At 65.0% G+C, this 23,736-nt stretch carries 22 protein-coding genes and 1 pseudogene; 17 read left to right on the top strand and 6 right to left on the bottom strand.

Annotated elements, in window-relative coordinates:
* The first annotated feature begins 195 nt into the window (after window positions 1–195).
* A complete protein-coding gene (locus BM154_RS00115; RefSeq protein WP_074879401.1) occupies window positions 196–1,749 on the top strand; it encodes a sigma-54-dependent transcriptional regulator in 1,554 nt (517 codons plus the stop codon).
* 45 nt (window positions 1,750–1,794) lie between these two features.
* Here the strand turns inward: BM154_RS00115 and BM154_RS00110 are convergent, their stop codons facing one another.
* The 4 genes from BM154_RS00110 to BM154_RS00095 form a co-directional block, all read right to left on the bottom strand.
* The gene (locus tag BM154_RS00110) at window positions 1,795–2,457 is read right to left on the bottom strand and encodes a DUF799 domain-containing protein (protein WP_074882266.1); all 663 of its coding nucleotides are present in this window, start codon (window positions 2,455–2,457) and stop codon (window positions 1,795–1,797) included.
* A 5-nt stretch (window positions 2,458–2,462) separates the two neighbouring features.
* Window positions 2,463–2,810: a DUF4810 domain-containing protein gene (locus tag BM154_RS00105; RefSeq protein ID WP_074879398.1), complete on the bottom strand. Its 348-nt coding sequence runs from the start codon at window positions 2,808–2,810 to the stop codon at window positions 2,463–2,465.
* 14 nt (window positions 2,811–2,824) lie between these two features.
* On the bottom strand, window positions 2,825–3,493 hold the full coding sequence (locus tag BM154_RS00100; protein ID WP_074879395.1) for a CsgG/HfaB family protein: 669 nt from the start codon (window positions 3,491–3,493) through the stop codon (window positions 2,825–2,827).
* A gap of 258 nt (window positions 3,494–3,751) precedes the next feature.
* A complete protein-coding gene (locus BM154_RS00095; protein WP_074879392.1) occupies window positions 3,752–4,648 on the bottom strand; it encodes a LysR substrate-binding domain-containing protein in 897 nt (298 codons plus the stop codon).
* Window positions 4,649–4,775: 127 nt separating this feature from the next.
* Here BM154_RS00095 and BM154_RS00090 point away from each other — a divergent pair, with 127 nt between their 5' ends.
* The 11 genes from BM154_RS00090 to BM154_RS00040 all read left to right on the top strand — a co-directional run bounded on the left by BM154_RS00090 (window position 4,776) and on the right by BM154_RS00040 (window position 17,294).
* Window positions 4,776–5,603: an HTD2 family dehydratase gene (locus BM154_RS00090; RefSeq protein WP_074879387.1), complete on the top strand. Its 828-nt coding sequence runs from the start codon at window positions 4,776–4,778 to the stop codon at window positions 5,601–5,603.
* A gap of 53 nt (window positions 5,604–5,656) precedes the next feature.
* The gene (locus BM154_RS00085; RefSeq protein ID WP_074879384.1) at window positions 5,657–6,820 is read left to right on the top strand and encodes an acyl-CoA dehydrogenase family protein; all 1,164 of its coding nucleotides are present in this window, start codon (window positions 5,657–5,659) and stop codon (window positions 6,818–6,820) included.
* A gap of 10 nt (window positions 6,821–6,830) precedes the next feature.
* A complete protein-coding gene (locus BM154_RS00080; RefSeq protein WP_074879381.1) occupies window positions 6,831–8,183 on the top strand; it encodes an MmgE/PrpD family protein in 1,353 nt (450 codons plus the stop codon).
* 78 nt (window positions 8,184–8,261) lie between these two features.
* Complete coding sequence (locus BM154_RS00075) at window positions 8,262–9,464, top strand: CaiB/BaiF CoA transferase family protein (protein ID WP_074879379.1); 1,203 nt, start codon at window positions 8,262–8,264, stop codon at window positions 9,462–9,464.
* 143 nt (window positions 9,465–9,607) lie between these two features.
* Window positions 9,608–10,432 carry an HpcH/HpaI aldolase/citrate lyase family protein gene (locus BM154_RS00070; RefSeq protein ID WP_074879376.1) on the top strand — a complete coding sequence of 275 codons (825 nt, stop codon included), beginning with the start codon at window positions 9,608–9,610 and terminating at the stop codon, window positions 10,430–10,432.
* A gap of 131 nt (window positions 10,433–10,563) precedes the next feature.
* A complete protein-coding gene (locus BM154_RS00065; protein ID WP_074879373.1) occupies window positions 10,564–11,565 on the top strand; it encodes a TRAP transporter substrate-binding protein in 1,002 nt (333 codons plus the stop codon).
* A 90-nt stretch (window positions 11,566–11,655) separates the two neighbouring features.
* Window positions 11,656–12,324 carry a nitroreductase gene (locus tag BM154_RS00060; protein ID WP_074879370.1) on the top strand — a complete coding sequence of 223 codons (669 nt, stop codon included), beginning with the start codon at window positions 11,656–11,658 and terminating at the stop codon, window positions 12,322–12,324.
* Window positions 12,325–12,653: 329 nt separating this feature from the next.
* Window positions 12,654–13,121 (top strand): MarR family winged helix-turn-helix transcriptional regulator, encoded by a 468-nt coding sequence (locus tag BM154_RS00055; RefSeq protein ID WP_074879366.1) that lies wholly within the window; start codon window positions 12,654–12,656, stop codon window positions 13,119–13,121.
* On the top strand, window positions 13,121–14,566 hold the full coding sequence (locus BM154_RS00050) for an efflux transporter outer membrane subunit (RefSeq protein ID WP_208609405.1): 1,446 nt from the start codon (window positions 13,121–13,123) through the stop codon (window positions 14,564–14,566). Before BM154_RS00055 ends, BM154_RS00050 begins: the two co-directional genes overlap by 1 nt.
* Window positions 14,567–14,575: 9 nt before the next feature.
* Complete coding sequence (locus BM154_RS00045; RefSeq protein ID WP_074879364.1) at window positions 14,576–15,763, top strand: HlyD/EmrA/EmrK family protein; 1,188 nt, start codon at window positions 14,576–14,578, stop codon at window positions 15,761–15,763.
* A 1-nt stretch (window position 15,764) separates the two neighbouring features.
* Entirely contained in the window at window positions 15,765–17,294 is a 1,530-nt protein-coding gene (locus tag BM154_RS00040) for a DHA2 family efflux MFS transporter permease subunit (protein WP_074879360.1), read from the top strand.
* A gap of 10 nt (window positions 17,295–17,304) precedes the next feature.
* Here BM154_RS00040 and BM154_RS00035 read toward each other — a convergent pair whose 3' ends face one another.
* Together BM154_RS00035 and BM154_RS00030 are read right to left on the bottom strand one after the other, a co-directional pair.
* On the bottom strand, window positions 17,305–18,240 hold the full coding sequence (locus BM154_RS00035; RefSeq protein WP_074879357.1) for a hydroxymethylglutaryl-CoA lyase: 936 nt from the start codon (window positions 18,238–18,240) through the stop codon (window positions 17,305–17,307).
* A 261-nt stretch (window positions 18,241–18,501) separates the two neighbouring features.
* On the bottom strand, window positions 18,502–19,707 hold the full coding sequence (locus BM154_RS00030) for a CaiB/BaiF CoA transferase family protein (protein WP_074879354.1): 1,206 nt from the start codon (window positions 19,705–19,707) through the stop codon (window positions 18,502–18,504).
* Between the two features lie 179 nt (window positions 19,708–19,886).
* On the opposite strand from BM154_RS00030, the gene BM154_RS00025 reads away from it, so the two are divergent.
* The 5 genes and pseudogenes from BM154_RS00025 to dctM all read left to right on the top strand — a co-directional run.
* On the top strand, window positions 19,887–20,816 hold the full coding sequence (locus tag BM154_RS00025) for a LysR family transcriptional regulator (protein ID WP_074879351.1): 930 nt from the start codon (window positions 19,887–19,889) through the stop codon (window positions 20,814–20,816).
* Window positions 20,817–20,904: 88 nt separating this feature from the next.
* Complete coding sequence (locus BM154_RS00020) at window positions 20,905–21,909, top strand: DctP family TRAP transporter solute-binding subunit (RefSeq protein WP_074879349.1); 1,005 nt, start codon at window positions 20,905–20,907, stop codon at window positions 21,907–21,909.
* A gap of 13 nt (window positions 21,910–21,922) precedes the next feature.
* Window positions 21,923–22,300 carry a VOC family protein gene (locus BM154_RS00015; RefSeq protein ID WP_074879346.1) on the top strand — a complete coding sequence of 126 codons (378 nt, stop codon included), beginning with the start codon at window positions 21,923–21,925 and terminating at the stop codon, window positions 22,298–22,300.
* 247 nt (window positions 22,301–22,547) lie between these two features.
* Window positions 22,548–23,180, top strand: coding sequence for a TRAP transporter small permease (locus BM154_RS00010; protein ID WP_074882263.1), 633 nt, complete (start codon window positions 22,548–22,550; stop codon window positions 23,178–23,180).
* A pseudogene (dctM, locus tag BM154_RS00005) lies at window positions 23,177–23,736 on the top strand (C4-dicarboxylate TRAP transporter large permease protein DctM); the annotation flags it as partial. The gene BM154_RS00010 and the pseudogene dctM, both read left to right, overlap by 4 nt.

The raw sequence follows: 23,736 nt of genomic DNA, 5'->3' as shown, positions 1-23,736 counted from the left end.
CATCCGAACTGGTCGTGGCTGGCCTGAGCATGCCGCAGGCGGGCGTGCTTTGCGCGCACGTGAGCGGCGCGCGGAAGCAGATCGTTGATCGTTTTCGTAAAGAAAGCATTACGTCCTGCGCGAAAGCCTGTTCCTGGCTCGGTGGCTTCCTCTAGACTGGCAAGAAACCTTGACGAAAATAACAAGAGTGCCGTCATGCGTATCAAAATCCACTGCCAGAACCGTGTAGGCATCCTGCGCGACATCCTCGAACTGCTGGTCGACTACGGCATCAACGTCGCCCGCGGCGAGGTCGGCGGCGAGCAGGGCAACGCCATCTACCTGCATTGCCCCAACCTGATCAACCTGCAATTTCAGGCCCTACGGGCCAAGTTCGAGGCCATCACCGGCGTATTCGGCGTCAAGCGGGTGGGGCTGATGCCCAGCGAACGGCGCCATCTGGAGCTCAACGCCCTGCTCGGCGCCCTGGAGTTTCCGGTGTTGTCGGTCGATATGGGTGGCAGTATCGTCGCCGCCAACCGGGCCGCCGCTGGCCTGCTCGGTGTGCGCGTCGACGAGGTGCCGGGCATCGCGCTGTCGCGCTATGTCGAGGATTTCGATTTGCCGGAGCTGGTGCGTGCCAATCGCTCGCGCATCAACGGGTTGCGTGTGAAGGTTTGCGGCGACGTGTTTCTCGCCGACATCGCGCCGTTGCAGAGCGAGCACGACGACAGCGAAGCCATGGCCGGCGCGGTGTTGACCCTGCACCGTGCCGACCGCGTTGGCGAGCGAATCTATCAGGTGCGCAAGCAGGAGCTGCGCGGCTTCGACAGCATCTTCCAGAGTTCCAAAGTGATGGCCGCCGTGGTGCGCGAGGCGCGACGCATGGCGCCGCTGGACGCACCGCTGCTGATCGAGGGTGAAACCGGTACCGGCAAGGAGCTGCTGGCCCGTGCCTGCCACCTGGCCAGCCCCCGTGGCCAGTCGCCGTTCATGGCGCTCAACTGTGCCGGTCTGCCCGAGTCGATGGCGGAGACCGAACTGTTCGGCTACGGCCCCGGCGCCTTCGAGGGCGCCCGTGCCGAGGGCAAGCTGGGGTTGCTGGAACTGACCGCGGGCGGCACGCTATTTCTCGACGGCGTCGGTGAAATGAGCCCGCGCCTGCAGGCCAAGCTGCTGCGCTTCTTGCAGGATGGCTGCTTCCGCCGCGTCGGCAGTGACGAGGAGGTGTACCTGGACGTGCGGGTGACCTGCGCCACCCAGGTCGACCTCTCCGAACTGTGCGCCCGGGGCGAATTCCGTGAAGACCTCTATCACCGCCTCAACGTGCTGAGCCTGCATATCCCGCCGCTGCGTGAATGCCTCGACGGCCTGCAACCGCTGGCCGAACACTTTCTCGACCGCGCCAGCCGGCAGATCGGCTGCTCGCTACCTGGCCTGGCGCCGGCTGCGCTGGAAAAACTGGCTCGCTATCACTGGCCGGGCAACGTGCGGCAGCTGGAGAACGTGCTGTTCCAGGCGGTATCACTCTGCGACGGTGCGCTGGTGAAGCCCGAGCACATTCGCTTGCCGGGCTACGGCGCGGCCCAGCCGCTGGGCGACTTCTCGCTGGAGGGTGGGCTGGACGCCATCGTCGGGCGCTTCGAGAAGGCCGTGCTGGAACGCCTGCACGGCGAATTCCCGAGCAGCCGCCTGTTGGGCAAGCGCCTGGGTGTGTCCCACACCACCATCGCCAACAAGTTGCGCGAGCATGGGGTGGGCAAGGAGTAGACCGAAATGAAACGAGCCCGGTGATCCGGGCTCGTGTGGCGGGCTTCAGCGAGCGCTGACCGGCCGCGCGCGAGGGCCGGGCAGAATGCCGTTGACCGGGTTGCTGCTCAGCAGGCGGGCGCTGGTGATGCCGGCGATCTCATGACCGCGATCGTTCAGGCTGTTCATCACCTGGTTGACCAGGGCGGTGATCAGGATGCCGGCCAGGCCGCCGCCGCTGTTCTGCTGCTGTTCGGCGCTGCTGGCCCGGGCAACGCCTTTCCACAGCTCCTTGCCGGTGCGCAGGTCGACCAGGGTGGCGCTGGCGGCCACCGCCACCTCGCTGCTGATCACCTTGTAGCTGCTGCCGTATTCGGTCACGTCGATGTACAACACCGTGTCTGCGCCAAAGATCTCGTAGAGCTTCTGCGGCGGCACTTCGCGGATTTCCTCGGCGTTGCTCATGCCGTTCTGCTTGAAGGTCTCGTTGACCACCGCCACCGGCAGTACGTAGTAGCCGGCCTCGCTCAGGGGCGCGGTGATCAGCGAGTACATGCTGAGCGTAGCCTTGATGTCCGGCGACTTGTTGACCGGCGGCAGCACCAGAATGGAGGCCGGACTGCTTTCCTTGAAGGCGCTGTAGTCGTAGGGCTGCTGGGTGGCGCAACCGGCCAGCAGGGCGAGCGCGGCCAGCGCCGCGAGTGTTCTGAGGGAAGTCAGTAGAGGCATGTCGGTCACTTGGCCATATTGCGCATCAGGAAGTCCATGTACTGCGCGGACTCGGGGAACAGGGCTTTCTCGGTTTCGAATTGCTGGCGCACCTGATCGGGCTTGCCGATCTCCGCGTACAGCATGCCGAGGTGGGCATGGAAGCCCGGTGGCAGGGTGCGGTCAGCGGCGCGGGCTTTCTGGGCGCTGGCTTCCAGCGCAGCGATCTGCTCCTCGGTGCCGGTGGTGTTCTCGAAGCGCTGATAGACCTGCTGCTGGTAGCCCTCCCAGTAGTAGAGGGATTTGGGCTGTTGCGCGCAGCCGGCCAGCAGGGCGGTGGCCAGTAGGGTGGTGAGCAGAAGTGGGGATTTCATCGTTGGCTCCTCGCTCACTTGACCGGGCGCCAGGCGCCGCTGTCGACGCCGCTGACCAGCTTGTTGACGGCCTCGCGAATCGCCAGGTCGAGGACTTTGCCATTGAGGGTGGAGTCATAGCTGGCAGTGCCGCCGAAACCGATGATCTCGCGGTTCGACAGGGCGTATTCGCCGGCGCCCTGGCTGGAATACACCACTTCGGAGGTGGCGACATCGACGATGTTGAGGTTCACCTTGGCGTAGGCGATCTGCTGTTTGCCGCGGCCCAGGATGCCGAACAGCTGATGATCGCCGACTTCCTTGCGGCCGAACTCGGTCACGTCACCGGTGACCACGAAGTTGGCACCCTTGATCTGCTGAGCCTGCTTGGAGAAGCCCGACTCCTGCTGCAGCTCGCTGAGGTTGTCGCGGTCCAGTACGTTGAAACGGTTGGACTGCTGCAGGTGGGTGATCAGAATGGTCTTGGCCTGCCCGCCAAGGCGGTCGACGCTGTCGCTGAAAATGCCGCGCAGATAGCTGGAGCGGTTGTCGAACTTGCCAACGGCGATCGGGCTGCGCGGGCCGCTGTACTGGCTGGTGGCGGTGTTGACCTTGGCGACTTCCAGGGTGCGCGAGCTTTCCGTGGCGCAGCCGGCGAGCAGCACGAGCATGCCAGCGATGCCAGCGGTAATGATCTTGTTCATACGAATCTCGTTTGCAAAGTGGGCAGGGCGAGCCTGTAACAGGCAGGAGTCAGCCGGGCACTTTTACGAGGTGATAACGCATGGGACGGTTTCGCGCAGGCGGCGCGAAACGCTTGATGAGTCAGTCCATGACGCTAACCCTGGTATGGGTGCGTGGTGCTTCCTGCGGCGCCGATTCTAGTGATCATCAAGGCGTTTTGCCAGCAATGCCGACCGCCGCTGTGATGGGTTTCGCGTCTCCAGGCTCGCCAGGCCTGATCAGGCGACCGAGCTTTCCGGCAGCAACGTCGCGATCAACGCCCGCACGCTGCCCGGCAAGGCTTCGAGGTCGCGTACCAGCATGCTGCGTTCGCGCACGGCCCAGGTCTCGTCGAGTTCGATGGTGTGCAGCTTCATGGTGCGGCGGTGCCGGCTGGCAGCGGACTCGGGGATGATGCCGATGCCGACGTTGGCCTCGACCATGCGGCAGATGGCTTCGAAGCCTGACATCTGGATACGCAGCGACAGGGTGCCACCCAGGGTTTCCACGTGTTCACGCAGGAAGGTCAGCAGGGTGCTGCCGTCGTGCAGGCCGATGTGCTGGTATTGCAGGGTGTCGCGCAGGCTGACGCGTTCCCGGCCGGCCAGCGGGTGGTTGTCCGGCACCACCAGCACCAGGCGGTCGGTGCTGAAGTGCAGCACCTGCAGGCCGGCGGCCTCCACCGGGCCGGCGATGATGCCCAGGTCGGCGCCGCCGTCGAGCACGCCGCGGACGATATCGCGGCTCAGGCGCTCCTGCAGATCCACGGTCACGCCGGGGCGCTCGGCAAGGAAGCCGGCCAGCACCTCGGGCAGAAACTCGGTGACCGCCGTGGTGTTGGCGAAGATGCGGATATGCCCGGCCGCGTCGCTGCCGTATTCGGTGAATTCGCTTTTCAGGTAATCGACCTGGCGCATGATCAATCGCGCGTGCTGCAGCAGGCGCTGGCCGGCCGGCGTCAGCTCCACGCCACGGCTGTCACGATACAGCAGGCGGGTATCCAACTGGCCTTCCAGCGCCTTGATGCGCGCGCTGGCTGCGGCAGGCGACAGCGAGGCGCGCCGTGCGCCCTGGGTCAGGCTTGGCGACTCGGCGATATGGATGAAAAGGCGCAAATCCGGCAGGTCGAAGTGCATGGCAGCTCGGCATTTGATTGAAAACGGCGTTCAGCATATCCAAACGCCGGATTAAATAAATGCGGATTCTCGGAACGTTCATCGGCTTGCATGCTGGCGGCACATAACAAGACAGCTGGAATCCACGATGAGCGACTCTGCCTTTTCCGCCTGGATCGGCCGCACCGAGCAAGCCCACGATCAATTGAGCCGTAACCTGGTCAAGCGTATCGCTGCCACACTGGGCGACGACACGCCCGCCCATGGTGAGGCCTTGCCGCCACTCTGGCACTGGGCGTTCTTTCAGGAGCCCATCGCCGAAAGCGGCCTGGGTGGCGACGGGCATCCGGCGCGCGGCGGCTTTCTGCCGCCGGCCGACAACCGCAACCGCATGTGGGCCGGTGGCCGCGTCGAATTCATCGCGCCCCTGCGGGTCGGCGGCGAGGCCACCCGGGTCTCGACCATCAAGCACATCGAGGAAAAGCACGGGCGCACCGGCGCGCTGCTGTTCGTCACCGTGCAGCATGACTACCTGCAGGACGGCGAACTGGCCATCCGCGAGGAGCAGGACATCGTCTACCGCGAGCCCAGCCCGCCCAAGGGCGGCGCCGGCGAAGCGCTGCCGGCCGGTGACTGGCGCGAAGGCGTGGTACCCAGCCCGACCCTGCTGTTTCGCTACAGCGCGGTGACCTTCAACGGCCATCGCATCCATTACGACTGGCCCTACGTCACCGGCACCGAAGGCTACAGCGGGCTGGTGGTGCACGGCCCGCTGATCGCCACCCTGAACCTGCGTGCGTTCTGCCGCGCCCAGCCCCAGGCGCGGCTGCGTCGTTTCGCCTATCGAGGGTTGCGCCCCCTGGTGGCGCCCGAGCCCTTCGAGGTGGCCGGGCGCATCAGTGAACCGGGCATCGCCCGGTTGTGGGCGGGTAATGCCGCGGGCATGGCCCAGCAGGCCGAGGTGGACTTCGAATAGCGCGTTTGCGGGCAGCCTGCGGACGTGACAACAAGAACAAGCGAGGAATCGAGATGACCCCGGAACAGAGCGAAGAACTGAATTTCATCCGTGAAGGCGTACGTGGCCTATGCGCCGAATTTCCGGCCGAATACTGGCGCAAGATCGACGAGGAGAAGGGCTTTCCCGAGGCCTTCGTCAGCGCCATGACCGAAGCCGGCTGGCTGTCGGCGATGATCCCGGAAGAATACGGCGGCTCCGGCCTGGGTCTGGCCGAGGCCTCGGTGATTCTCGAGGAAGTGAACCGCTGCGGCGGCAACTCCGGCACCATTCACGGGCAGATGTACAACATGTTCACCCTGCTGCGTAACGGCAGCGACGAACAGAAAAGTCACTACCTGCCCAAGCTCGCCAGCGGCGAGCTGCGCCTGCAGTCCATGGGCGTGACCGAGCCGACCACCGGCACCGACACCACCAAGATCAAGACTACCGCCGTGCGTCAGGGCGACAAGTACGTGATCAACGGCCAGAAGGTGTGGATCTCGCGCATCCAGCACTCCGACCTGATGATCCTGCTGGCGCGCACCACGCCGCTGGCCGAGGTGAAGAAGAAGTCCGAGGGCATGTCGATCTTCCTGGTCGACCTGCGCGAGGCCATCGGCAACGGCCTGACCGTGCAGCCGATCGCCAACATGGTCAACCACGAAACCAACGAGCTGTTCTTCGACAACCTGGAAATTCCCGCCGGCAGCCTGATCGGCGAGGAGGGCAAGGGCTTTCGCTACATCCTCGATGGCCTCAACGCCGAGCGTACGCTGATCGCTGCCGAATGCATCGGCGATGGTCGCTGGTTCATCGAGAAGGCCAGTGCCTACGCCCGTGATCGCGTGGTGTTCGGCCGCCCCATCGGCCAGAACCAGGGCGTGCAGTTCCCCATCGCCAAGGCCCATATCGAAGTGGAGGCCGCCGACCTGATGCGCTGGCGCGCCTGCGAGCAATACGACCGCGGCGAGAACGCCGGGGCCAGCGCCAACATGGCCAAATACCTGGCGGCGGAAGCCTCCTGGGCGGCGGCCAACGCCTGCCTGCAGACCCACGGCGGCTTCGGCTTCGCCAACGAATACGACGTCGAGCGCAAGTTCCGCGAGACCCGCCTGTACCAGGTGGCGCCGATCTCCACCAACCTGATCATGTCCTACGTGGCCGAGCACCTGCTCGAACTGCCGCGCAGCTTTTGAGGAATTGGTTATGAGCGCTAATACCCAACAGCTCGCCAAGTTCCTCGCCGAGCTGCGTTACGACGATCTGCCTGACCACGTGCTGGATCGCACCGAAGATCTGTTTCTCGACTGGCTCGGTTCCGCTTTGGCCAGTGAAGGTGCGCGGCCGATTCCGCTGTTCGAGGCCTATGCGCAGAAGATGGGCCCGGCCAATGGCCCGGCGCGCATCCTGGTCAATGGTCGTGGCACTTCGGCGTACTTCGCGGCGCTGGTCAACGGCGCGTCGTCGCATCTGGTGGAGCAGGACGACCTGCACAACAGCTCGGTGCTGCACCCGGCCACCGTGGTATTCCCGGCGGCCCTGGCTGCCGCGCAGGACCTCGGCAAGTCCGGCCGCGAGCTGTTGCTGGCTTCGGTCGCCGGCTACGAGGCGGGGATTCGCATCGGCGAGTTCCTCGGCCGCTCGCACTACCGCATCTTCCACACCACGGCCACGGTCGGCACCCTGGCCGCTGCCGTGGCGGTGGGCAAGCTGCTGAACTTCGACAAACAGCAGTTTGTGCATCTGCTCGGCAACGCCGGCACCCAGGCTGCCGGGCTCTGGGAGTTCCTGCGCGACGCCGCCGATTCCAAACAGCTGCACACCGCCAAGGCTGCCGCCGACGGCCTGCTGGCGGCCTACTTCACCGAGCAGGGCCTGACCGGTGCGCAGAACATTCTCGAAGGCGAGCAGGGCATGGCCGCCGGCATGTCCAGCGATGCCGACCCGAGCAGGCTGGCGGATCGCCTCGGCAGCCGCTGGGCGCTGGCGGAAACCTCGTTCAAGTTCCACGCCTCGTGCCGGCATACCCACCCGGCTGCCGATGCACTGCTCGACCTGATGTGGCGCGAGGGCCTGCGTCATGACGATATCGCCAAGGTCATCACCCATGTGCACCAGGGCGCCATCGACGTGCTCGGCCGGGTGGTGGTGCCGCAGACCGTGCACCAGGCCAAGTTCTCCATGGGCACCGTGCTCGGCCTGATCGCCGTGCATGGCAAGGCGCAGCTCAGCGAATTCGCCAACCTGTCGCTGAGCGATGCCAATGTTGCTGCCTTTCGCGACAAGGTCAGCATGCGCCTCGACCCCGAGGTGGACGGCGCCTATCCGGCGCGCTGGCTGGGTCGGGTCGAGGTGCTCACCACCGATGGTCGTACCCTGCATGGCGCCATCGACGAGCCCAAGGGTGACCCCGGCAACAGCCTCAGCCGCATGGAGCTGGAAGACAAGTTCCGTCGCCTGCTGGCCTTTGCCGGCAAACGCAGCAGCGATGAGGCAGGCGAGCTGATCGCCAGGGTCTGGCGCCTGCGCGAGACCGACGACCTGAGCCACCTGGCCTGACGGCTCGTTTCGACTTTCCGGTGGATCGGTAGCGCGGGCTACGCGTCCCGATCCACCCTACGGAACAGGGAACTGCACATGAACAACCCACAACAACCCCGGCCACTGGACGGCATCACCGTGGTCAGCCTGGAACACGCCATTGCCGCGCCGTTCTGCACCCGTCAGCTCGCCGACATGGGCGCTCGGGTGATCAAGGTCGAGCGCCCCGGCAGTGGCGACTTCGCCCGCGGTTACGACGAGCGGGTCAATGGTCTGGCCTCGCACTTCGTGTGGACCAACCGCTCCAAGGAAAGCCTGACCCTCGACCTCAAACAGGACGGTGCCGGTGAGGTACTCGACAACCTGCTGGCCAAGGCCGACGTGCTGGTGCAGAACCTCGCGCCCGGAGCCGCGGCGCGCATGGGCCTGTCGTTCGAGACGCTGCATGCACGCTTCCCGAAACTGATCGTCTGCGACATCTCCGGCTATGGCGAAGGCGGCAGCTACGAGAAGAAGAAGGCCTACGACCTGCTGATCCAGAGCGAGGGCGGCTTTCTGTCGGTGACCGGCGGCGCGGGTGACGATCAACTGGCCAAGGCCGGTTGTTCGATCGCCGATATCGCCGCCGGCATGTATGCCTACAGCAATATCCTTGCGGCCCTGCTGCTGCGCGGCAAGACCGGTTTGGGCAGCCGCATCGACGTGAGCATGCTCGAGAGCCTGGTCGAGTGGATGGGCTATCCCCTGTATTACGCCTATGACGGTGCCACGCCGCCGCCGCGTGCCGGGGCCGCCCACTCGACCATCTATCCCTATGGCCCGTTTCCTGCCGGTGATGGCGGCACGGTGATGCTTGGCCTGCAGAACGAGCGGGAGTGGCAGGCGTTCTGCGAGCGGGTATTGCTGCAGCCCGAGCTGGCAGTCGACGAGCGTTTCTCGGCCAATTTCAAGCGCTCGGCCAACCGCGAAGTGCTGCGCGGCATCATCGTCGAGACCTTCGCGGCGCTGAGTGCCGAGCAGGTCATCGAGCGGCTGGAACAGGCGCAGATCGCCAACGCCCACGTCAATGACATGGCCGGCGTCTGGGCCCATCCGCAGCTCAAGGCCCGTGACCGCTGGCGCCAGGTCGACAGCCCCGCCGGCAGCCTGCCCGCGTTGCTGCCACCGGGCAGCAACAGCGCCTTCAGTCCGCGCATGGACCCTGTGCCGGCGCTCGGTGAGCACACCGATACCTTGCTCGCCGAGCTGGGTTACGGCGAGGCGCAGATAGCCGGTTTGAAAGTGAGCGGGGCGGTTTGAATGCCAGGTGCGAAGAAGGGCTTTTTGTGGGAGCGGGCCATGCCCGCGAAATTCGCGCGCATGGCGCGCTCCCACAGGTGGACCACATAGCGCCTTAGTCCACTATCAGTCATTGAAGATCTTTGAGTCAGGAAGCAGATGCCATGACGACCTCCATCATCCGAACCGCGCTGTTCGTGCCCGCTTCGCGACCCGAGCGCATCCCCAAGGCTTTGGCCAGTGGGGCCGACGTGGTGATCGTCGATCTCGAGGATGCGGTGCAGGAAAGCCTCAAGGTCGAAGCCCGCGACAACCTCGAGCGTTTCCTGGCAGGCAACCCCGAGGCGCGCCTGCTGGTGCGCATCAATTCACCCGAACACGCCGGGCATGCCGCGGACATCGCGCTGTGCCAGCGCCATGTCGGGGTGAGTGGCGTAGTGCTGCCCAAGGTGGAAAGCGCTGCCCAGGTGGCTCGCGTGGGCGAGGCCGGCAAGCCGGTCTGGCCGATCATCGAAAGCGCCCGTGGCCTGTATGAATTGCCGGCCGTCGCCGCGGCCGCCGGGGTCGAGCGATTGTCCTTCGGTGGCCTGGACCTGGGCCTGGATCTTGGCCTGAACAGCGGCACCGCAGCCGCCGAGCGCCTGCTCGATCAGGCGCGCTACGCGGTTCTGCTGCACAGCCGCCTGGCCAATCTGGCCGCACCGCTGGACAGCGTATTTCCGGCGATTCAGGACCAGGCCGGCCTCGACCGTGCCAGCCGTGATGCTCGCGACATGGGCTTCGGCGGGCTGCTGTGCATCCATCCCAGTCAGGTTGCCGTCGTGCACCAGGCAATGGCGCCCTCGGCTGAAGAGCTGGACTGGGCGCGCCGAGTGCTGCAGGCCGGCGCGGGTGGCGACGGGGTGTTCGTGGTCGACGGGCAGATGATCGACGCTCCGGTGGTCGGGCGCGCCCGACGCATTGTCGCGCGGGCCGGCGGCATGGGCTGATCCCTCGGGCGCGTTCGGCACTGCCGAACGCGCCTTTGTACAATCACGAATTCCGCGCCACCCGTGGCGCGTTGTAAACAGGCAATAGGCTCGTTCACTACCCACTTACAAAAACAAGATGAGGTACACCCATGCTCAAGCTCTCTCTCAAGGCGCTGGTCTGCGCTGTCGCCGTCTCCGTGGCCGGGGGGGCGCACGCCGCCGACTCGGCGCCCATCAGCATCAAGTTCGCCCATGTGGTCGCCGAACACACGCCCAAGGGGCAGGGCGCGTTGATGTTCAAGAAGCTCGCCGAGGAGCGTTTGCCGGGCCGGGTCAAGGTCGAGGTCTATCCGAACTCCTCGCTGTTCGGCGATGGCAAGGAGATGGAAGCGCTGCTGCTTGGTGACGTGCAGTTGCTGGCGCCGTCGCTGGCCAAGTTCGAGCACTACGCCAAGCCCATCCAGATCTTTGATCTGCCGTTCCTGTTCGACAACATGGAGGCGGTCGACCGCTTCCAGGCCAGCGAGCAGGGCAAGGCGCTGCTGACCAGCATGGAGGGCAAGGGCATCACCGGCCTGGCTTACTGGCACAACGGCTTGAAGCAGCTGTCGTCGAACAAGGCGATGCACGAGCCCAAGGATGCCCGTGGCCTGAAATTCCGTGTGCAGGCCTCGGCGGTGCTCGACGAACAGTTCAAGGCGCTGCGCGCCGCGCCGCGCAAGATGAGCTTCGCCGAGGTCTACCAGGGCCTGCAGACCGGCGTGGTCAACGGCACCGAGAACACCTGGTCGAACTACTACAGCCAGAAGGTCCATGAGGTGCAGCCGTTCTTCACCGAATCCAACCACGGCCTGATCGACTACATGGTGATCACCAACACCAAGTTCTGGAACGGCCTGCCGGAGGATGTACGCAGCGAGCTGGACAAGATCATGGTCGAGGTCACCGCCGAGGTGAACCGCCAGGCCGACGACCTCAACAAAGAAGCCCGCGCGGCCATCGTCAAGGCCGGCACCAGCGAGATCATCGAGTTGACCCCGGAGCAGCGTGAACAATGGCGCGAAGCCATGCGCCCGGTCTGGAAGAAGTTCGAAGGCGATATTGGCGCCGACCTGATCAAGGCTGCCGAGGCTTCCAATCAGGCGCAGTGATGGGGAGTTGATCGCCCACAGCAAAGGCCGCTTCCCTCGGGAGGCGGCCTTTGCTTTGATGGCGACGTCAATCACACGCGAGGAGAGGGGATGAAGGTCAGCCAGGCTTTGCGTGAGCGTCGCAGCGTGCGCGCCTTTCTCGACCGGCCGGTGCCGCCGGCTTTGCTGCGCGAGTTGCTGCAACAGGCGGCACGGGCGCCCTCCAGCGGCAACCTGCAGCCCTGGCGGATCCATGTGCTGCAGGGCGAGGCGCTGCAGCGTTTCATCGAGCATATCGCCAAGCGGTTGGCGAGCGATCCAGAGCCTGATCCCGCCGATTACGCGGTGTATCCGCAGCCCCTGCAGGAGCCGTATCGCACCTCGCGGTTCGAGGTGGGCGAGCAGATGTACGCACTGCTGGGCATCGGTCGCGAGGACAAGCCCGCGCGCCTGGACTGGTTCGCCCGCAACTTTCGCTTCTTCGAGGCGCCCTGTGCGTTGTTCTTCTCCGTGGACCGTTGCATGGGGCCCGGGCAATGGGCCGATCTTGGCATGTATCAGCAGAGCCTGATGTTGCTGCTCAAGGAGCACGGCCTGGACAGCTGCCCGCAGGCCTGCTGGGCGCGTTATCACCGCAGCGTCGAAGCGTTTCTGCAGCTCCCGGCCGAACGCATGCTGCACTGCGCCATCGCCATGGGCTATGCCGACCCCGAGGCGCCGGTCAATCGGCTGGTCAGCCAGCGGCTGCGGCTGGAGACTTTCTGCACCTTCATCGAGTGAGGAGGCCAGTGACCGGCAGGGGTTTGCCTGGTCGCATCTGAACCCGCTGCCGCTGCAGCTGGGCACCGGGCTGCTCGACCTCGGCCGCGGTTGAGCCTGCGAAACCCAAGGCAATCGCCCCTGTTGCAAGCCCCGCAATAACCCCCGACAGCTCGTTTCTTCCCTACGAATTCCTGAACCCGGCCGGCCCCCCGGTAGTCCCTTCAAAAACCCCTGAATATTTCAAAGTATTTCCGAAATTGATAACAAGTATTACGAAATGTAATTGGGCTGATCGCTGCCTGGGCAGTAACCTGCATGGCATTCACTGCCTGGGCAGGTAATTATCGATGCCACATTTCGACCGCGAACGTTTTTCCCTGCAGCACTCACCCGGCCACCTGATCGCGCTGACCAATCAGCTCAAGGACCGCCTACTCGAGCGCCATCTGGTGGACCACGACGTGACTGCCGCGCAGTTCAAGGTGGTGCTGCTGATCAGCCAGAGCCGCGCCAGCACCCCGGCCGACCTGGTGCGCCTGCTCAGCCTCGACAGCGGGGCGATGACCCGCATGCTCGATCGTCTGGAGCAGAAGGGCCTGCTCACCCGCGAGCGCAGCCATGAAGATCGCCGCCAGGTGCGGCTCACCCTCACCGACGCGGGCAATGCCCTTGGCGTGCGGGTGCCGCAGATCGCCGCCGACGCCACCAACGAGCTGACCGGCTGCCTGAGCCGCGCCGAGCTCGACGAATTCCAGCGCCTGTTGAAAAAAATGCTGATGGCCGCCGATGCCTTACCAGAGCTGCCAGGAGAATGATGAACACCATGCCGTTGCGTACCCCCCTGTCGCTGATTTTCAGCGCGCTGCTACTGGCCGCCTGTGCCTCCCAGGACGGCCTGCATACCGAGGGCCACACCCTCGACGCTGCCAGCCTGCAAGGGCAGACTTTCACCGGCAATCTGTCACCGGCCGCCTGGCCGGCGAGTGACTGGTGGAACGGCCTGGGCGACTCGCAGCTCAACGCGCTGATCGAAGAAGCCCTGCGCAGCAACCCGGATCTGCAGGTCGCCGATGCCCGCGCCCGCCAGGCCAACGCCGCCGTGCTGGCCGCAGATGCGCAGCGCCAGCCGACCCTGGACGCCAATGCCAATGTCACCCGCTCACGCTCCGCCCGGGTCGATGACCCCAGCGGCCAGGGCGGCCGTTACGGCACCCTGCGCAGCCTGTCGCTGGACGGTGGCTACCACTTCGACCTGTGGGGCGGCGATCGTGCCGCCTGGGAAGCGGCCCTGGGCCGCGCCCGCGCCAGTGACGTGGATCGCCAGGGCGCGCGCCTGACCCTGGCCGCCGATGTCACCCGCGCCTACAACGATCTGGGTCTGGCCTACGCCACCCGGGATCTGGCCGAGCAGGACCTCAAGCGCAGCCGCGACATGCTCGACCTGGCCCGCAGCCGGGTCGATGCCGGCCTGGACAGCGAATACCAGTTGCAGCAGACCCAGAGCCTGGAAGCCGCCGCCGAAGCCAGCCTGACGGCCGCCACCCAGCAGGTGGACAGCGCGCGCATTCGCCTGGCAGTGATGCTCGGCCAGGGCCCGGATCGCGGTGCCACGCTGCCTCGGCCGCAATTGATCGCCCCCTCGGCGGTGAGTTTGCCGGCCAACGTTCCGGCCGAACTGCTCGGTCGCCGCCCCGACCTGGTTGCCGCGCGCTGGCGCGTGGAGGCGGCCAGCAAGGACATCACCGCCAGCAAGGCGGACTTCTATCCCAACCTCAACCTGAGCGTGGCAGCCGGCAGCAAGTCGCTGCTCGGAGATGCCATGTTCGGTGGCGCCAGTCGCTTCTTCAGTGTTGGCCCGGCGCTGAGCCTGCCGATCTTCGACGGCGGCGCGCGCCGCGCTGCACTGGCCGGGCGCAACGCCGATTACGACGTGGCCGTGGCCCAGTACAACCAGACCCTGGTCGGCGCCTTGGGCGATATCGGTGACGGCATCAGCCGCATTCGCTCCCTGGAGCAGCAGATCGCGCAGCAGCAGCGGGCCAGCGATATCGCCCGCAGCTCCTACGACATCGCCATGCAGCGCTACGCCGACGGCATCGGCAACTATCTCGATGCGCTGAGCGTCGAGCAGCAACTGCTGCAGAGCGAACGCCAACTGGCCAGCCTGCGTGCCGAGCGTATCGACGCCTCGGTGCTGCTGATGCAAGCCCTGGGTGGCGGCTTCGAGGCGCCCGCCCAATCATCCACTTCCGCACGCTGAGTACCCGCCATGACCGACTCTCAAGCCAACGCCGCCAACCCGAATTCGGGCAAGCGCAAACGCCTGCTGATTGGCCTCGGCATCATTGTCGTGCTGTGCAGCGCGGCCATCTTCGCCTACCACGAGCTATACGGCCGCTTCTATGAAGAGACCGACGACGCCTACGTGGGCGGCAACCTGGTGCAGATCACCCCGCAGATCACCGGCACCGTCACCCGCATCGCGGTGGACGACGGCGATTACGTCGAAGCCGGCCAGCCCCTGGTATGGCTCGACCCGGCCGATACCCAGGTCGCCCAGCAGAGCGCCGAGGCCAACCTGGCACGCACCGTGCGCCAGGTGCGCGGGCTGTACAGCAACGTCGACAGCTACAAGGCCCAGGTGGCCTCGCGCAAGATCGACGTGCAGCGCGCCAAGGCCGACTACCAGCGCCGGGTGACCCTGGCCAGCAAGGGTGCGATTTCCCGCGAGGAGCTGGCCCACGCCCAGGACACCCTGAACAGCGCGCAGAGCGCCTTGACCTCCGCCCAGCAGCAACTGGATACCAACCAGGCGCTGGTCGACGACACCGTGATCGCCTCCCACCCGGACGTGAAGAGCGCCGCCGCGCAGCTGCGCCAGGCCTTCCTCAACAACGCCCGCAGCACCCTGGTGGCACCGGTCAGCGGTTATGTGGCGCGCCGCTCGGTACAGGTGGGCAGCCGTATCCAGCCTGGCACTGCACTGATGGCCGTGGTGCCGCTGCATGAGGTGTGGATCGATGCCAACTTCAAGGAAACCCAGCTGCGCGAGATGCGCATCGGCCAGCCGGTGACCGTCGAGGCCGACCTGTACGGCGATGACGTGACCTACCAGGGCCATGTCGAGAGCCTGGGCGTGGGCACCGGCAGCGCCTTCTCGCTGCTGCCGGCACAGAACGCCAGCGGCAACTGGATCAAGATCGTGCAGCGCCTGCCGGTGCGTATCCGCCTCGACGATGAGGCGCTGGACAAGCACCCGCTGCGCATCGGCCTGTCGACCACGGTGACCGTCGACCTGCACGACCAGAGTGGCGCGCAGCTGACCACCCAGATGCCCAAGGAAGCGCGCTTCAGCACTGCCGTTTACGACGCGCCGCTGGGCGAGGCTGACGCGCTGATCGAACGCATCATCCACGCCAATGGTCCGCAGAACGCCAATCCGGCGAAGCAGGGCTGACATGAGCGACGCCAATTTCCGCCCGGCCAGCATGCTGCTGGCCACCATCGGCATCTCCCTGGCGACCTTCATGCAGGTGCTCGACACCACCATCGCCAACGTCGCCCTGCCGACTATTTCCGGCAACCTGGGGGTCAGCTCGGAGCAGGGCACCTGGGTGATCACCTCGTTCGCCGTGTGCAACGCCATCGCCTTGCCATTGACTGGCTGGCTGGCGCGGCGCTTCGGCGAGGTGAAGCTGTTTCTCGCCGCCGTGGTGCTGTTCGTGATCACCTCGTTCCTCTGCGGCATCGCCCGCTCGATGCCCGAGCTGGTGGTGTTCCGCGCCCTGCAGGGGCTGGTCGCCGGGCCGCTGTACCCGATGGCGCAGACTCTGCTGCTGGCGATCTTTCCCAGTGCCAAGCGCGGCATGGCCCTGGCGCTGCTGGCGATGGTCACGGTGGTGGCGCCGATCATCGGGCCGATTGCCGGTGGCTGGATCACCGACAGCTACAGCTGGCCGTGGATCTTCTTCATCAACGTGCCGATCGGCATCCTCGCCACCCTGGTGGTCTGGACGCAGATGCGCAATCGCCCGGAAACCACCCAGCACCAGCCTATCGACTACGTCGGGCTGATGCTGCTGGTGCTGGGCGTCGGCGTGCTGCAGGTGGTGCTCGACAAGGGCAACGACCTGGACTGGTTCGAGTCGACCTTCATCCAGATCGGCACCGCCATTTCCGTGGTTTCCCTGGTGGCCCTGGTGATCTGGGAACTGACCGATCAGCACCCGATCATCAACCTGCGCCTGTTCATGTACCGCAACTTCACCTTTGGCACCCTGGCGCTGGTACTCGGTTACTCCGGGTTCTTCGGTATCAACCTGCTGCTGCCGCAGTGGCTGCAGACCCAGCTGGGCTACACGCCGATCTGGGCCGGGCTGGCGGCAGCGCCGATCGGCATTCTGCCGCTGTTCCTGTCACCGCTGGTGGGCAAGTACGCGCACAAGTTCGACCTGCGCCTGCTGGCCGGCGGCTCGTTCCTGGTGATCGGCGCCTCGTGCTTCATGCGCGCCTCGTTCAACACCGAGGTGGATTACCGGCATATCGCCGAAGTGCAGGTGTTCATGGGCCTGGGGATCGCGCTGTTCTTCATGCCCACCACCAGCATCCTGCTCTCCAGCCTGCCGCCCAAGGACATCGCCGACGGCTCGGGCCTGGCCACCTTCCTGCGCGTGCTGGGCGGCAGCTTCGCCTCGTCGCTGACCACCTGGATCTGGCATCGTCGGGAGATCTATCACCACGCCCAGCTCACCGAGCATGTCACGCCCTATGACCCGGCCACTCACCAGTATCTGGAGCAACTCGGCGGCGCCTCGCAGTCGGCCTACCTGCAGATCGACCGGGTGGTGGAAAGCCAGGCCTACATGCTTTCAACGGTGGACTACTTCACCTTGATGGGCTGGCTGTTCTTCGGCCTGATCCTGATCATCTACCTGGCCAAGCCGCCGTTCTCGGCCAAGGGCGCGGCGGAATCGGGCGGCGGGCATTGAGGTCGAGCGATCAGGCCTGCGCCTCGCTCATCCATTTCGGTTTGGGATAACGGCGCTCTGAAGTGCCGGCCTTGAGGATCGCGCCCGGTACGTCGTGGCCGATCAGCTCGGGCAGGGTAGCCGCTGCCGCCAGCAGTGCATCCAGATTGACGCCGGTATCCAGGCCCATGCGCTGGAACATGTGCACCAGATCCTCGGTGCAGATATTGCCGCTGGCGCCGGGCGCATAAGGGCAGCCGCCAAGCCCGCCGAGGGAGGCGTCGAAGCGGTCGATGCCGGCATGCAGCGCCGCCAGGGCATTGGCCAGGCCCATGCCACGGGTATTGTGGAAATGCGCGGTGAACACCGCCTCGGGCCAGCGCTGCAGCGACTCGCGGCAGATGCGCTCGACCTGCGCCGGATCGGCCATGCCGGTGGTGTCGCAGAGGGTCACGCCCTGTACACCAAGATCGAGCAGTCGCTCCGTCAGTTCATGGACGCGATTTTCCGGCACCTCGCCCTCGAAGGGGCAGCCGAAGGTGGTGGACAGCGAAGCGTTGATGAACACCTTGCTGCCGCGCGTCACTTCGATGATCTCGGCGAACTGCGCCAGGGACTGCTCCGGCGTCATGCGCAGGTTGGCCAGGCCGTGGGTGTCGCTGGCCGACATCACCAGGTTGATCTCGTCCACCGCGCACGACAACGCCCGCTCGCAGCCGCGCACATTAGGCACCAGCACGGTGTACTCCACGCCCGGAACGCGCTGGATGCCGCGCATGACTTCTTCGGCATCACGCAGGTTGGGGATGGCCTTGGGCGAGGTGAAGGAGGTGACTTCTATCTTCGCCAGGCCGGTGTGCGACAGCCTGTCGATCAGCGTGATCTTGTCTTCGGTCGGCACGAAGGCCGCTTCGATCTGGAAGCCGTCGCGGGTGGCGACGTCCTGGATATAGAGGCGTTTGGTCATTGGCAGGTCCTGATTGTGTCGGGTGCGTAGCCTGGGTCGAGCGCAGCGACACCCGGGAAGATGTCCCTGGTATCGCGCTCTATATTTGTAGGATGGGTGAGCGGCGCTGAGCTCGGAGTGATAAGGCGCCACTATCGTGGCGCGCCGCGTAACCCATCAGGCGATTGAATCTCCTACCGCTCGATGGGTTACGGCGCGATCCTTTGCGTGTGGTTTCGTCTGTCGTAGCAGGCGTATAACCCATCCTACGGGTGTGGTGCTTCAGATAATTCCGCGTTCGCGCAATCCGCGAACCTGCTCGTCGCTCAGGCCAAGGCCGGCCAGAATGTCCTCGCTGTGCTCGCCGAGCTGTGGGCCGCCAGTGCCGATGCGCCCTGGTGTGCGGCTGAGTTTCGGCAGCACGCCCGGCACCTTCAGCGGGCCGGCAGAGGTCTGTACGGTCTCGATCATCTGCCGCGCCAGGTAGTGCGGGTCCTGCACGATATCGGCAGCGGTGTAGGGGTAGCCGGCCGGCACGCGCGCGCCCTTGAGCGCTTCGATCACTTCATCGCGGCCGCGCTGGGCGGTCCACTCGGCGATGGCGCCGTCGATCAGCTCGGCGTGCTGGCTGCGCCCGTCGTTCTGCGCCAGGCGCGGGTCGTTGCCCAGGTCATCGCGGCCGATCAGGCTCATCAGGCGCTTGTAGATGCTGTCGCCATTGCCGGCAATCAGCACGTAGCTGCCATCCTTGCAGGGGTAGGAATTGGACGGGGTGATGCCAGGGAGGGCGCTGCCGGCCGGCTCGCGGATATAGCCGAAGGCGTCGTACTCGGGCACCAGGCTTTCCATCATGGCGAACACCGACTCGTAAAGCGCCACGTCGATCTCCTGGCCTTCGCCGCTGCGCGCACGCTCCTGCAGGGCCAGCAGCACGCCGATCACGCCGTACAGCGAGGACAGCGAGTCGCCGATGCTGATGCCCACGCGTACTGGCGCCTGGCCGGGGTAGCCGGAGAGGTGGCGCAGACCGCCCATGGCTTCGCCGATCACGCCGAAACCGGGCAGGTCGCGGTAGGGGCCGGTCTGCCCGTAACCAGAGATGCGCAGCATGATCAGCCGTGGATTGATCGCCTTCAGCGCGTCATAACCCAGGCCCCAGCCTTCCAGAGTGCCGGGACGGAAGTTCTCCACCAGTATGTCGGCATCACTCACCAGCTTGCGCACAATGTCCTGAGCTTCGGCCTGCTTCAGGTCGAGGGTCAGTGAGCGCTTGTTGCGCGACTGCACGTGCCACCAGAGCGAGGTGCCGTCCTTGATCTTGCGCCACTTGCGCAGCGGGTCGCCGACGCCCGGCGGCTCGATCTTGATCACCTCGGCGCCGAATTCGCCGAGCAGCTTGCTGGCGAAAGGGCCGGCGATCAGCTGGCCCATTTCGATGACCTTGAGGCCGGCCAGGGCCATGTGTGCAACGGTTGTGTTGGCAGGCATGTGCGGCTTCCCGATGACTTGGGTTCGATGGCGCCGAGCATCGCCCACGACGCGGCTCGCCGCAATCAGTCAATCGTCAAGTCTGGCTTCGTGCTACACGAAGGCTTATCGTGGCGACGCCCGCCCAACGCCCTTGCAGTGGCGGCGAGCCTTTCGTCAATCACGAAGCGGAGCCCGTCATGCGCGTGGATTTCACCACCCTCAAGCTATTCGTGGCCATCGCCGACGAGCGCAGCCTGACCCGCGCCGCCGAGCGCGAGCACCTGGCGCTGGCGGCGGTGAGCAAGCGCATCAGCGATCTGGAGGCGCATCTGCGCACGCCCTTGCTGTATCGCCAGCCCAAGGGCGTGGCACTCACGCCAGCCGGCGATGCGCTGCTGCACCACGCGCGCAATCTGCTGGACAACATCCAGCACATGCAGGCCGATCTCAGCGAGTTCAGCGAGGGCATCAACGGCCATGTGCGCATCCATGCCAACACCTCGGCGGTGATCGCCTTTCTGCCCGAGGACCTGGCGGCCTTCAGCGCCCAGCACCCGCAGATTCGCATCGACCTGGAGGAGCGGGTCAGCAGCGAGATCATCCACGCGGTGCGCGAAGGGCTGACCGATATCGGCATCTTCGCCGGCCACGTACAGGCCCACGGCGTGCAGGTTTTTCCCTACCGGCGCGACCGCCTGGTGCTGGTGGTGCCGAGCGAGCATCCGCTGGCAACGCGCAAGCGGGTGACGTTGCTGGAGACCGTGGGCTACGACTTTATCGGCCTGCAGAAGGAAGCCTCGCTGCACGCGCTGATCAGCGAGGCGGCGCAGCAGGTGGGGGTGCATCTGCGGGTGCGCATCCAGGTGCGCAGCTTCGAGGCCATCTGCCGGATGATCCATACCGGCCTGGGCATCGGCGTGCTGCCCGAGCAGGCGGTACGCACCTATCTGCCGAGCATGGCGGTGCGTGCAGTGGCGATCGAGGATGCCTGGGCGGTGCGCGAGCTGAACATCTGCGTGCGCCAGTACGACAGCCTGTCGCTGATCGCCAGGCAGATGGTCGATCATCTCGCTAGCGGGCCTGCCTTCGGCAATGGCGAAGGCAGGCTTGGCCAATCAAGAATTTAGTCGGCCCTGAGGCTGCAGTAGAGTTCGTCGCGAACAAAGGCATCCGGTGGGCACAGCCCCCGTACTAACAACAACAGGAGATCGCCTCATGTCGCGCCTACTCTGCCGCAGCTTGTCCTGCGTGCTGCTGTCCACTGCCATGGCGTTCGGCGCTGCTGCGCAGGCCGAAGAAATCGTCATCAAGTTCTCCCATGTCGCCTCCGATCAGACGCCCAAGGGGCAGGGCGCATTGATGCTGCAAAAGCTGGTCAAGGAACGCCTGGCCGGCAAGGCGCGGGTCGAGGTCTATCCGAACTCCTCGCTGTTCGGCGATGGCAAGGAAATGGAAGCGCTGTTGCTTGGCGACGTGCAACTGCTGGCACCCGCACCGGTGAAGCTGGAGAAATACCAGCCGCGAGTACAGATCTTCGACCTGATGTTCCTGTTCGACAATGCCGCTGCTTCCCAGCGTTTCGAACAATCGGTCAAGGGTCAGGAGCTGCTGCACAGCCTGGAGAATAGCGGCATTCTCGGTCTGGCCTACTGGCTCAACGGCATGCGCCAGTTCACTGCCAACAAACCGCTGCATGTACCGGGCGACGCCCGCGGCATGAAATTCCGCGTGCAGCCGTCTGACCTGCAGGCCGCGCAGATCAGCGCCCTGCGCGCGGTGCCGCGCAAGATGGCCTTCGCCGAGATCTATCAGGGCCTGCAGACCGGGGTGATCAACGCATCCGACAACCCCTGGTCGAACATCTACAGCCAGCGCCACTTCGAGGTGCAGCAGTACATGATCGAGTCCAACCACGCGGTCGGCAATTACATGTTGATCACCAATGCCAAATTCTGGAACGGCCTGCCCGAGGACGTGCGCGGCGAGTTGAAGCGCATCATCGATGAGGTCACCGTGGAGGTGAATCGTCAAGCGCTGGCACTCAACGAGAAGGACAAGGAGCAGATCCTCGCGGACGGCAAGCATGAGCTGATCGTGCTGAGCGATGCAGAGCGCAAGCAGTGGCGCGAGGTGATGCAGCCGATCTGGAAGCAATACGAAGACAAGATCGGTAGCGACCTGATCGAAGCGGCTCAGGCTGCCAATGCTGCCGCAAACTAGCACGGAGATCGCCATGCTCGATCATCTTGATCATCTGGTACTGACCGCTACCGACGCCGACGCGACCACGCATTTCTATGTCGAGGTGCTGGGCATGCGCCTGGAGACTTTCGGCAATGGCCGCAAGGCATTCTGCTTCGGCAACCAGAAGATCAACCTGCACGTGCGCGGCCAGGAGTTCGAGCCCAAGGCTCACCTGCCGGTGCCGGGTGCGCTGGACCTGTGCTTTATCGCCAGCCAGCCCCTGGACGAGGTGGTCGCGCACTTGCAGCGGGTCGGCTGGCCGATCATCGAGGGGCCGGTGATGCGCACCGGCGCTACGGGTCCGATCAGGTCGGTGTACCTGCGTGATCCGGATCTGAATCTGATCGAGATATCCGAGCTGGTTTGAGAGTGGGGCGGTAGGGCATCGGCATGGCAAGAGCGGATGCTCAGTTATCCATCGTGGAAGCGGAGGGGGAAATGTTCGCTATCACCACTCTCTACCGCTGGTTTCAGCGCACTGATCTACGCCTCAGCAGGCTATTCGCCCAGGCCGAAGGCCGCGTTTACCAATCGTGAATAACTGCCCGCCAGATGGCGGGGTTAGAGTCGGCTTGGCAAAACAATTACAACAACTCTCTCTGGGAGACCGCATGATGAATGCGTTGCAGCGCCTGTGGGATCAGCTCGAGGAAGCCGCCGTGGCTTTTCTGCTCGGGGCGATGACCCTGGTTACCTTCTCGTACGTGGTGTTCAACAACCTCTACGGTGTTTTCTACAGCCTGGGCGATGCCCTGCCGTTCGCCAATGATGCGATGTTCGCCATCGGTGACGGCATCCTCTACATCGCCCAGGAAATGACCTGGAGCGTGGCCCTGACCAAGGCCATGTTCGGCTGGCTGATCTTCGTCGGCCTGGCCTGGGGCGTGCGCATCGGTGCGCACATCGGCGTCGACCTCTTGGTGCGCATGTTCCAGCCCGCCCTGCAGAAGGCCGTGGCGATTGTCGCGCTGCTCATCTGCCTCGGTTACTGCGCGCTGATGGCCTATTCCAGCGAGCAGTGGGTGGCGCTGCTGTTCACGCTCGGCACCGGTGCCGAGGACCTGGACCGCTTCGGTGTGCAGCAATGGCACATCGTGATGATCGTGCCGATCGGCTTCTCTCTGATGTTCCTGCGTTTCGCCCAGGTGTTGATGCGGGTGATTCAGGACAAGCAGATTGGTTTTGGTGGTCACGGCGAAGTCGAAGACGCCATCAAACTCGCCGAAGAGACGGAGGCTAAACGATGACCATCGCATTTCTGTTCGTCGCCCTGTTCGTGCTGATGTTCATCGGCATTCCGGTGGCGATTTCCCTGGGGCTTTCCGGGGCCATGACCATTCTGTTCTTCAGCAACGACTCGGTGCGTTCGCTGGCGATCAAGCTGTTCGAGACCAGCGAGCACTACACGCTGCTGGCCATTCCTTTCTTCCTGCTCTCCGGTGCGTTCATGACCAGCGGCGGCGTGGCTCGCCGGCTGATCGATTTCGCCAACGCCTGCGTCGGCCATATCAAGGGTGGCCTGGCCATCGCCGCGATCCTGGCGTGCATGCTGTTCGCCGCGCTGAGCGGCTCGTCGCCGGCCACGGTGGCGGCGGTCGGCTCAATCGTCATCGCCGGCATGGTGCGCTCGGGCTACAAGAAGGAGTTCGCCGCCGGCATCGTCTGCAACGCCGGGACCCTGGGCATCCTGATTCCGCCGTCGATCGTCATGGTGGTCTACGCCACCGCGACCGAAACCTCGGTAGGCAAGCTGTTCATGGCCGGCGTGGTGCCGGGGCTGCTGCTGGGCGTGTTCCTGATGAT

The organism is Phytopseudomonas argentinensis (assembly GCF_900113905.1).
Classification (GTDB): domain Bacteria; phylum Pseudomonadota; class Gammaproteobacteria; order Pseudomonadales; family Pseudomonadaceae; genus Aquipseudomonas; species Aquipseudomonas argentinensis.
Note: the sequence above shows the minus strand (reverse complement) of the source record. Positions and strands in the feature narration are given on the sequence as shown.

Excerpts from the sequence above, each read along its gene's own strand:
- BM154_RS00075 (WP_074879379.1), top strand. The coding sequence starts at position 8,262 with ATGAACAACCCACAACAACCCCGGCCACTGGACGGCATCACCGTGGTC.
- BM154_RS00100 (WP_074879395.1), bottom strand. The coding sequence starts at position 3,493 with ATGAACAAGATCATTACCGCTGGCATCGCTGGCATGCTCGTGCTGCTC.
- BM154_RS00115 (WP_074879401.1), top strand. The coding sequence starts at position 196 with ATGCGTATCAAAATCCACTGCCAGAACCGTGTAGGCATCCTGCGCGAC.
- BM154_RS00050 (WP_208609405.1), top strand. The coding sequence starts at position 13,121 with ATGAACACCATGCCGTTGCGTACCCCCCTGTCGCTGATTTTCAGCGCG.
- BM154_RS00040 (WP_074879360.1), top strand. The coding sequence starts at position 15,765 with ATGAGCGACGCCAATTTCCGCCCGGCCAGCATGCTGCTGGCCACCATC.
- BM154_RS00045 (WP_074879364.1), top strand. The coding sequence starts at position 14,576 with ATGACCGACTCTCAAGCCAACGCCGCCAACCCGAATTCGGGCAAGCGC.
- BM154_RS00015 (WP_074879346.1), top strand. The coding sequence starts at position 21,923 with ATGCTCGATCATCTTGATCATCTGGTACTGACCGCTACCGACGCCGAC.
- BM154_RS00095 (WP_074879392.1), bottom strand. The coding sequence starts at position 4,648 with ATGCACTTCGACCTGCCGGATTTGCGCCTTTTCATCCATATCGCCGAG.
- BM154_RS00070 (WP_074879376.1), top strand. The coding sequence starts at position 9,608 with ATGACGACCTCCATCATCCGAACCGCGCTGTTCGTGCCCGCTTCGCGA.
- BM154_RS00085 (WP_074879384.1), top strand. The coding sequence starts at position 5,657 with ATGACCCCGGAACAGAGCGAAGAACTGAATTTCATCCGTGAAGGCGTA.
- BM154_RS00060 (WP_074879370.1), top strand. The coding sequence starts at position 11,656 with ATGAAGGTCAGCCAGGCTTTGCGTGAGCGTCGCAGCGTGCGCGCCTTT.
- BM154_RS00055 (WP_074879366.1), top strand. The coding sequence starts at position 12,654 with ATGCCACATTTCGACCGCGAACGTTTTTCCCTGCAGCACTCACCCGGC.
- BM154_RS00025 (WP_074879351.1), top strand. The coding sequence starts at position 19,887 with ATGCGCGTGGATTTCACCACCCTCAAGCTATTCGTGGCCATCGCCGAC.
- BM154_RS00065 (WP_074879373.1), top strand. The coding sequence starts at position 10,564 with ATGCTCAAGCTCTCTCTCAAGGCGCTGGTCTGCGCTGTCGCCGTCTCC.
- BM154_RS00035 (WP_074879357.1), bottom strand. The coding sequence starts at position 18,240 with ATGACCAAACGCCTCTATATCCAGGACGTCGCCACCCGCGACGGCTTC.
- BM154_RS00105 (WP_074879398.1), bottom strand. The coding sequence starts at position 2,810 with ATGAAATCCCCACTTCTGCTCACCACCCTACTGGCCACCGCCCTGCTG.
- BM154_RS00020 (WP_074879349.1), top strand. The coding sequence starts at position 20,905 with ATGTCGCGCCTACTCTGCCGCAGCTTGTCCTGCGTGCTGCTGTCCACT.
- BM154_RS00030 (WP_074879354.1), bottom strand. The coding sequence starts at position 19,707 with ATGCCTGCCAACACAACCGTTGCACACATGGCCCTGGCCGGCCTCAAG.
- BM154_RS00080 (WP_074879381.1), top strand. The coding sequence starts at position 6,831 with ATGAGCGCTAATACCCAACAGCTCGCCAAGTTCCTCGCCGAGCTGCGT.
- BM154_RS00010 (WP_074882263.1), top strand. The coding sequence starts at position 22,548 with ATGAATGCGTTGCAGCGCCTGTGGGATCAGCTCGAGGAAGCCGCCGTG.
- BM154_RS00090 (WP_074879387.1), top strand. The coding sequence starts at position 4,776 with ATGAGCGACTCTGCCTTTTCCGCCTGGATCGGCCGCACCGAGCAAGCC.
- BM154_RS00110 (WP_074882266.1), bottom strand. The coding sequence starts at position 2,457 with ATGCCTCTACTGACTTCCCTCAGAACACTCGCGGCGCTGGCCGCGCTC.